This window comes from Campylobacter sp. (assembly GCF_052170435.1).
In the GTDB taxonomy this organism is placed as follows: Bacteria; Campylobacterota; Campylobacteria; order Campylobacterales; family Campylobacteraceae; genus Campylobacter_A.
Map to the genome: position 1 here is coordinate 81,889 of NZ_JBQNAN010000008.1, position 6,560 is coordinate 88,448.

Sequence of the window (6,560 nt, forward strand, 5' to 3'; positions counted from 1 at the left end):
CTCAAAAACCCTAAAATTTACAAATTTAAGGACCAAATTTGAGAAAAATCGTATCTGCTTTATTGCTACTGGCAGCGACGCTGGGCGCGCTTGAATTTACCGATCAAAACGGCAATAAGCTTCGCTTCGACCGCTCCGTTAAAAGCGTAGCGCTGTTTCCGGTGCCGCTAGCTTCGTTTTCTCTTAGCGTCGAAAACAACGTATCTCGCCTAGCATCCGTTCATCCGATGGCTAAGAAAAATATTGGGCGCGGAATGCTCGGAAAAATGATAAAAGGCGCGTCTAGTATCCCCGCAGGCGGTATAGGAGAGGATTTTACTCCAAATATCGAGGAGCTGCTAAAACTATCTCCCGATCTTGTCGTGCAGTGGGGCATGAGAGGCGAAAAGATCATCGAGCCGCTGCGAAAAGTAGGGCTAAACGTAGCTTTGGTAAATTTAAGCGGCACGGAAGAAGACCCTCTTTTTTGGTTTGGAATGCTAGGTAAAATTTACGAAAAAGGGCAAAGAGCGGAGCAAATTTTACAAAACAGAGCCGAACTTAGAGCTAAGATCGAAAATTTCGTAAAAGGGCTTAGCAAAAAACCGAAGGTTCTTTTTATATTCGGCCGAGATAAAAGCTACGAGGCCGCAGGAGGCGGGACGTATTTTGACTACGAGATAAAGCTAAGCGGCGGAGTAAATGCGGCGAATTTCGGGGGATTTAGAATTTTAAATAAAGAAGAAATTCTCGCGCAAAATCCGGACGTTATCTTGCTTAGCAACTTCGACGAGCTTGTGCCGCGGGACTTTTTTAACGACAAAATTTTAAAAAACGTAAAAGCAGTCAAGCAAAAAGCCGTCTACAAAATGCCTCTGGGAGGCGATATGTGGGAACCGCCTACGGGCGAATCGCACCTGGGCTGGGCGTGGTTTAGCGTGCTGTTTTCTGGGCAGGCGCATATAAATTTAAAAGACGAGATGAAAAAGAGCTACAAGCTACTCTACGGCTACGATCTAAACGACGATGAGATAGCTAAAATTTTACGCTTCGATCTAAACGGAGAGAGCAAATTTTACGAGCTTTTTAGATAATGAAAAAATATCTGTTTTTATCGCTTTTTCTAGCCTTTGCGGCCGTTTTTTCGCTGCTTGCGGGTAGGATTTCGCTTGAGGGGCTAATTGATTATTATCAAAACGACAAAGAGACGCTTTACGCTTTGATATTTGACCTACGCTTGCCTAGGCTGATAGCGGCGTTTTTGATAGGCGCTAGCCTTAGCGCGGCGGGCGTGATATTTCAGGCGATGTTTGCAAATCCTTTGGTAAGCCCGAATATCCTGGGCGTTGGTAGCGGGGCGGGATTTGGCGCGGTGGTTTGTATTTTAACCTTCGGTAGTCCCGTAGCCACGCAAATAGGCGCTTTTATTTTCGGCTTTCTAGCCGTCATGATAGCTTACGCCCTAGGCGTTTTGGCAAACAAAAACTCAAAGCTCATGCTGGTGCTTGCGGGCATCATCACGGGAGCGATATTTGAGGCGCTGATCTCCGTCGTCAAATACGTCGCCGATACGCAAGAAAAGCTACCTAGTATCGTATATTGGCTGATGGGAAGCCTAAGTGCCATCTCTTGGAGCGACGTAGCGGCGCTTGCTCCCGTTTGCGTTAGCGGGCTTGTGCTTTTGAGCCTAATGGGCTGGAAGCTAAACATTTTATCCTTAGGCGGCGAACATGCAAGCATTTTGGGTGAGAGTAAATTTTTAGGCTTTATCTTTATCGTGCTTGCTACGCTGATAACGGCCGCAAGCGTAGCGATAGCGGGTATCATCGGCTGGGTCGGGCTTTTGATGCCGCATGTTACGAGGCTGATTTACGGCTCCGATAACTCGCAGCTAGTTCCGATTTCTGCGATTTTAGGCGGGATATTTTTGATGCTAACCGACGTCGCGGCTAGAAGCGTGAGCTCGGCTGAAATCCCGCTAAGTATCCTAACCGCGCTTATAGGCGCTCCGATGATCGGCGTAATCATCGTTAAAAAGGGCAAAAGATGGTCTTGAGCGTAGAAAATTTAAGCTTTTCTTACGAGCGCAGGCAAATTTTGCAAAATTTGAGCCTTAGCCTAAAAAGCGGCGAAACGCTTGCGATTTTGGGCCCAAACGGCATAGGCAAATCTACGTTTTTAAAGATTATTTTAGGGCTCTTAAAAGCACAAGGCGGTCAAATCTTGATCGATGGTCGCGATCATGCCTCTCTTAGCGGTAAAGAGCGCGCTAAGCTCATAGGATACGTGCCTCAAAGCGAAAATATCGCTTTTAGCTTTAAGGTAAAAGATCTGATTTTAATGGGCGTAAACGCAAACGTCGGTATGTTTTCAAGGCCGAGCGCAGAGGATAGAGCGATGGCCGAGGAAGCCGCACGGATAGCAGGCGTTAGCGAGTATTTAAATTTAAACGTAGACGAGCTAAGCGGCGGCATGATGCAGCTGGTGCTTATAGCTCGCTCGCTAGTACTACGGCCCAAAATTCTAATCATGGACGAGCCTACGTCATACCTCGACGTCTTTCATCAAAACGCCGTTTTAAGCCTAATCAAAAAGCTAAATAGCGAGCATAAAACCTGCGTGATCTTTACCTCGCATCACCCCGATCACGCGCTTGCGGCAGCAGATAAAACCTTGCTTTTAAACGGCTCCTTAGGATATGAATTCGGCGCAACCGATCAAATTTTAAAGGGCGAAAATTTAACCAAACTTTTCAGTATCGATTTTATAAATTTAAACGTCGAAGACAAAAGGAGATTGCTTGTTAGGTGGAGAGTGTAGCTAAAATTTTAACTTGTTTAGCTCTTTTATATATTCTAGATAAACCTATAAAATAGCTGGAGCTATAAAAAGCAAGAAGTTAGAGCTTGGATGAGGCTAAGACGGACGAGAGTCCTGACTGCATTAAAAGGCCGCTGGTGTCAACGGCTATCGTCAAGCCTAAATTTAGTAGATTAGGGTGTGGCAATAGTAGGGACGAGGATCAAATTTGAGGATATATGCTACGCTAAAGTCATTTTATAGGATTATTTTTGTAAAATGCTTGCATTGTGCCACTTTTTGCTAAAAGTGTTCCATAGTTTAAGAAAAAAATCAAAGAAAGGGAAACTGCAAAAGAGGCGGTTTAAATACCGACAAATAGGGCATTTATGGTGTCACGGGGGAGACTTGAACTAGGGGCGTCCGGCTTATGAGGAATTATTTTAAATTCTTGCAAAGCACTGATACTACGCTATTCTAAGTCTTTTTGACTTTAAGGCATCGGCAAGGTGTTCCACTTTTGTTACACCGCCTTATGACGCATATTAAAAATCGCAATGGAACATACTACTATAGAAGCGTTCTGCCTCTTAGCACGAGGAAAATCTTCGGCGTTCAAAGAGAAATTTGCTTTACGCTAAGCACAAACTCCATACTAAAAGCTAAAAAATCTGCTAGAATTTATGATAGATACATTTATCTAATAACCAAGGCGGTGGACATGAAGTTGGACGGCAAGATAATCGACTCTCTCGTGGATAGCTTTATGCAGGCAAAGGTCGATAAAAGTATAAAAGAACACTCTTTATACGATAAAAAGATAGACGTCGACTTTGCCGATGCTCTAAATAGGCATTTTAAAGAAGCCTTGCAAGATAATCAAATGCCCAAACTTCTAGAGTCTAGCGTAGAAATTTTAGAAAAAGATATCGGCCCGATCGGTGATGAGGATAGGGCTACGGTAGCTCACGCTTTGCTTGAGAAAAATATCCTTTCGCTAAACTACCTCATAGCAAAACTTGAGAAAAACGCAAACCTTACGGCCAAAAGATTAAAATTTTTAAGCGAGCAAGATGGTAGCCGTAAATTCGAAAGTAAAGAAATACGAAGCTTTCAAGACGATATCGGCGTTCTTGACGAAATCGGCGGATTGCCTCTTAATAGGCAAGGGGTTAAAGATCTTATAGATACTTTCGCTCACGCTATGGCCGTAGCTGCCCAAAAAGAACACGGACTAAATACGGAGCTAGGGCTAGTAAAAACTAAAGCCGATGAAAGAGAGACGAAAGATATTATGCTCGGTAAAAAGCAAAATATCGTTCAATCTATACACGCGCAGGCAAAGAAACTTTCGGCGCGGGAACTCTAGGTAATAATATAGTAGAACGATACGAGATAGTCCCGCTTGCTAGCCAAATACCGGCCGGGTCGCAAAACAATATAATATTGCGCGTTGCATTCGATACCTTCATACAAAACACGAGTAAAAACGAAAAATGGTCTAAAAGCACGTTAGAGCTAGTAAATAGCGTTAAAAATTTGCTCTTTAAATTCTTCGGCGAGGAAAGGAGCGTGTCTCTTATATCAAGAGATGATTTATTAAAATTTCGCGATATTTTATTTAAAGTGCCAACTAAGCTAAATCAAAAAAACAAGTATAAGGGTAAAAATTTAGAGCAGATACTGCATCTGGGTAAAAACGATAGCAAGCTGTCGGAAGTAACCGTACAAAAATATATGATAAGGGTAGCTCAATTTTTTAATTACAGTTACGATAGCGGCTATATAGGTAAAAGCATTACGAATAATATTAACGTAAAAATAGAAATAGACCCCACGGATCGCAAGGTATTGCCTTACAGCAAAGAGGAAGCGCAAACTATCTTTAAGATAGTTCAAGATTTTAAAAATACCAATAGATCTCCAAGTAAGCGAATAAACGCTAACGATCTTTATTATATTACGATGATAGCAGCATATAGCGGGATGAGGATAAACGAAATAACTCAGCTAAGATACAAAGATATAGTAAAGCGTAACGGAATACTTTGCTTTAATATAAACAGAGAAGAGGGTAAAACCACTAAAAATACTAATTCTATAAGGGTGGTGCCTATTCATTCCAAGCTGCTTGAGCTTGGCTTAATGGAATTTATAGATACTAGAAAAAACGGCAAGACGATATTTGGCGTAAATAATAAAATCTTTTCTGAAATTTTTAGAAACCAAATTCAAAGAAAACTAATAACCGAAGATCCTAAAAAGACGTTTTATTCGTTCAGGCACTACTTTATAAATTACTTGGTGCAACGAGAAGTCCAGCTAAGCGTCATAGCTCAAATAGTAGGTCATGAAAAGCAGTACAAAATTTTACTTAACATTTACGCTAAGCCGATCAACCCAGATATATTAAAAGCTAAGATTGAAATGGTTGAGTATGACAAGGACTAGCGAGTGTAAAAATAAGATATATAAAGGCTCAAAGCCGAAAAATTTTTAAGAGACTGTATGCGAGGCTAGCTCCTCTCTTTGATTGCTCTCAAGCTTCGCAAATTCAGCTATCTACACCCCATTCTTAAAACCTAAAAACTACGTAAAATTTTACCGGATCCGTTTCTTAACTTACTAAAACCCTTGTTTTACGTTTTTGAATTTTATAAAATTATCAATAAAGAAAAAAGTATGCGCTTTTTGATCGCAAAAGTAAAGTTTTATATGAGATGGAAAGTAGATATGAAAAACAAAAAACGCGAAATCACTAAGAACATAATCAAAAAAACTTAGACTTACATCCGACGAATGGTCGGCTATCGAAAAGAAGCTAAAAGAAACAGGGATGACCTTTTCAAAATTTGCCCTAAGTTCAATGCTGTCCAGGCGAATTAGACTTCCTATCGAAAGGGAGCTTTTGGTCGAATTATCCAGACACGGAAACAACTTAAACCAAGTAGCCGCCAAGCTAAACAGCGACAAAAGCTTAGATCGAGTCGCTCTTAGAGTTCTCGCTGACAGCAATGCTATCTTGCGTCGAATTTACGAGATGTTGGGAAAGTAATGGAAGTCATTATAAAGCTTGCCTTTTTTCGATTATATTTTTATCGCAAAAAGATAGACGACGGGGTTGTTTATGCTAGTTAAATTTCTTCCTACATATACTGGCGGCGGCCTTGGAAGTATAAACTACCTTTTAAACGAAAGAATGGCGGCCGGAACGGCTAGGGTCATAAAGGGCGACGAGAATTTAACTAGAGCTATTATTAAAGGAATCGACTTTACGCAAAAAACGTGTTTCGGAGTTCTGTCATTTGAGGAGAAGCACGATTTTTTGGATGGAGAGCAAAAGCTAAAAATAATAAAAGATTTTGAGCGCGCACTGCTTGGGGATTATATGTTAGATAGAGTAAATGTGCTCTGGGTCGAACATTCGGACAAGAACGGTCGGCTTGAGTTAAATTTCTTGATCCCTAAAATCGATTTGGCGAGCGGCAAATCGTTTAACCCATACTTTGACAAGTATGATCAAAGCAGAATCGATATTTTTAAGAGGATTATCAACGGTGAATACGACCTTTCAAGCCCTGACGATCCCGCAAGAGAGCAAACTATATCGGGTAACAAGAAAAACATAGGACACTACCAAAATTTAGAAGAACTAGATAAAAAGCTGCACGACCTAGCCAAATAGGGCTACATCAAAAATAGAGACCACATGATAGAGCTTCTTAACCAAAGCGGCATTGAAGTAACTAGATCGACAAAGAAAAGCATAACCGTAATGTTGC

General features: G+C 41.2%; 7 protein-coding genes. All 7 read left to right on the plus strand.

Annotated features, from left to right (window positions below):
• The first annotated feature begins 38 nt into the window (after positions 1 to 38).
• The 7 genes from ACTTJF_RS05040 to ACTTJF_RS05070 all read left to right on the plus strand — a co-directional run bounded on the left by ACTTJF_RS05040 (position 39) and on the right by ACTTJF_RS05070 (position 6,463).
• Positions 39 to 1,073 carry an ABC transporter substrate-binding protein gene (locus ACTTJF_RS05040; RefSeq protein WP_442551026.1) on the plus strand — a complete coding sequence of 345 codons (1,035 nt, stop codon included), beginning with the start codon at positions 39 to 41 and terminating at the stop codon, positions 1,071 to 1,073.
• Complete coding sequence (locus ACTTJF_RS05045; RefSeq protein WP_442551027.1) at positions 1,073 to 2,035, plus strand: FecCD family ABC transporter permease; 963 nt, start codon at positions 1,073 to 1,075, stop codon at positions 2,033 to 2,035. Before ACTTJF_RS05040 ends, ACTTJF_RS05045 begins: the two co-directional genes overlap by 1 nt.
• A complete protein-coding gene (locus tag ACTTJF_RS05050) occupies positions 2,026 to 2,799 on the plus strand; it encodes an ABC transporter ATP-binding protein (RefSeq protein WP_442551028.1) in 774 nt (257 codons plus the stop codon). The genes ACTTJF_RS05045 and ACTTJF_RS05050 overlap by 10 nt, the downstream gene beginning before the upstream one ends.
• 514 nt (positions 2,800 to 3,313) lie before the next feature.
• The gene (locus ACTTJF_RS05055; RefSeq protein ID WP_442551029.1) at positions 3,314 to 4,147 is read left to right on the plus strand and encodes a DUF6538 domain-containing protein; all 834 of its coding nucleotides are present in this window, start codon (positions 3,314 to 3,316) and stop codon (positions 4,145 to 4,147) included.
• Between the two features lie 77 nt (positions 4,148 to 4,224).
• Positions 4,225 to 5,229, plus strand: coding sequence for a site-specific integrase (locus ACTTJF_RS05060; protein ID WP_442551030.1), 1,005 nt, complete (start codon positions 4,225 to 4,227; stop codon positions 5,227 to 5,229).
• A 385-nt stretch (positions 5,230 to 5,614) separates the two neighbouring features.
• The gene (mobC, locus tag ACTTJF_RS05065; RefSeq protein ID WP_442551031.1) at positions 5,615 to 5,833 is read left to right on the plus strand and encodes a plasmid mobilization relaxosome protein MobC; all 219 of its coding nucleotides are present in this window, start codon (positions 5,615 to 5,617) and stop codon (positions 5,831 to 5,833) included.
• A gap of 72 nt (positions 5,834 to 5,905) precedes the next feature.
• Positions 5,906 to 6,463, plus strand: a complete 558-nt coding sequence (locus tag ACTTJF_RS05070; protein WP_442551032.1) for a hypothetical protein — start codon at positions 5,906 to 5,908, stop codon at positions 6,461 to 6,463.
• Positions 6,464 to 6,560: the final 97 nt, after the last annotated feature.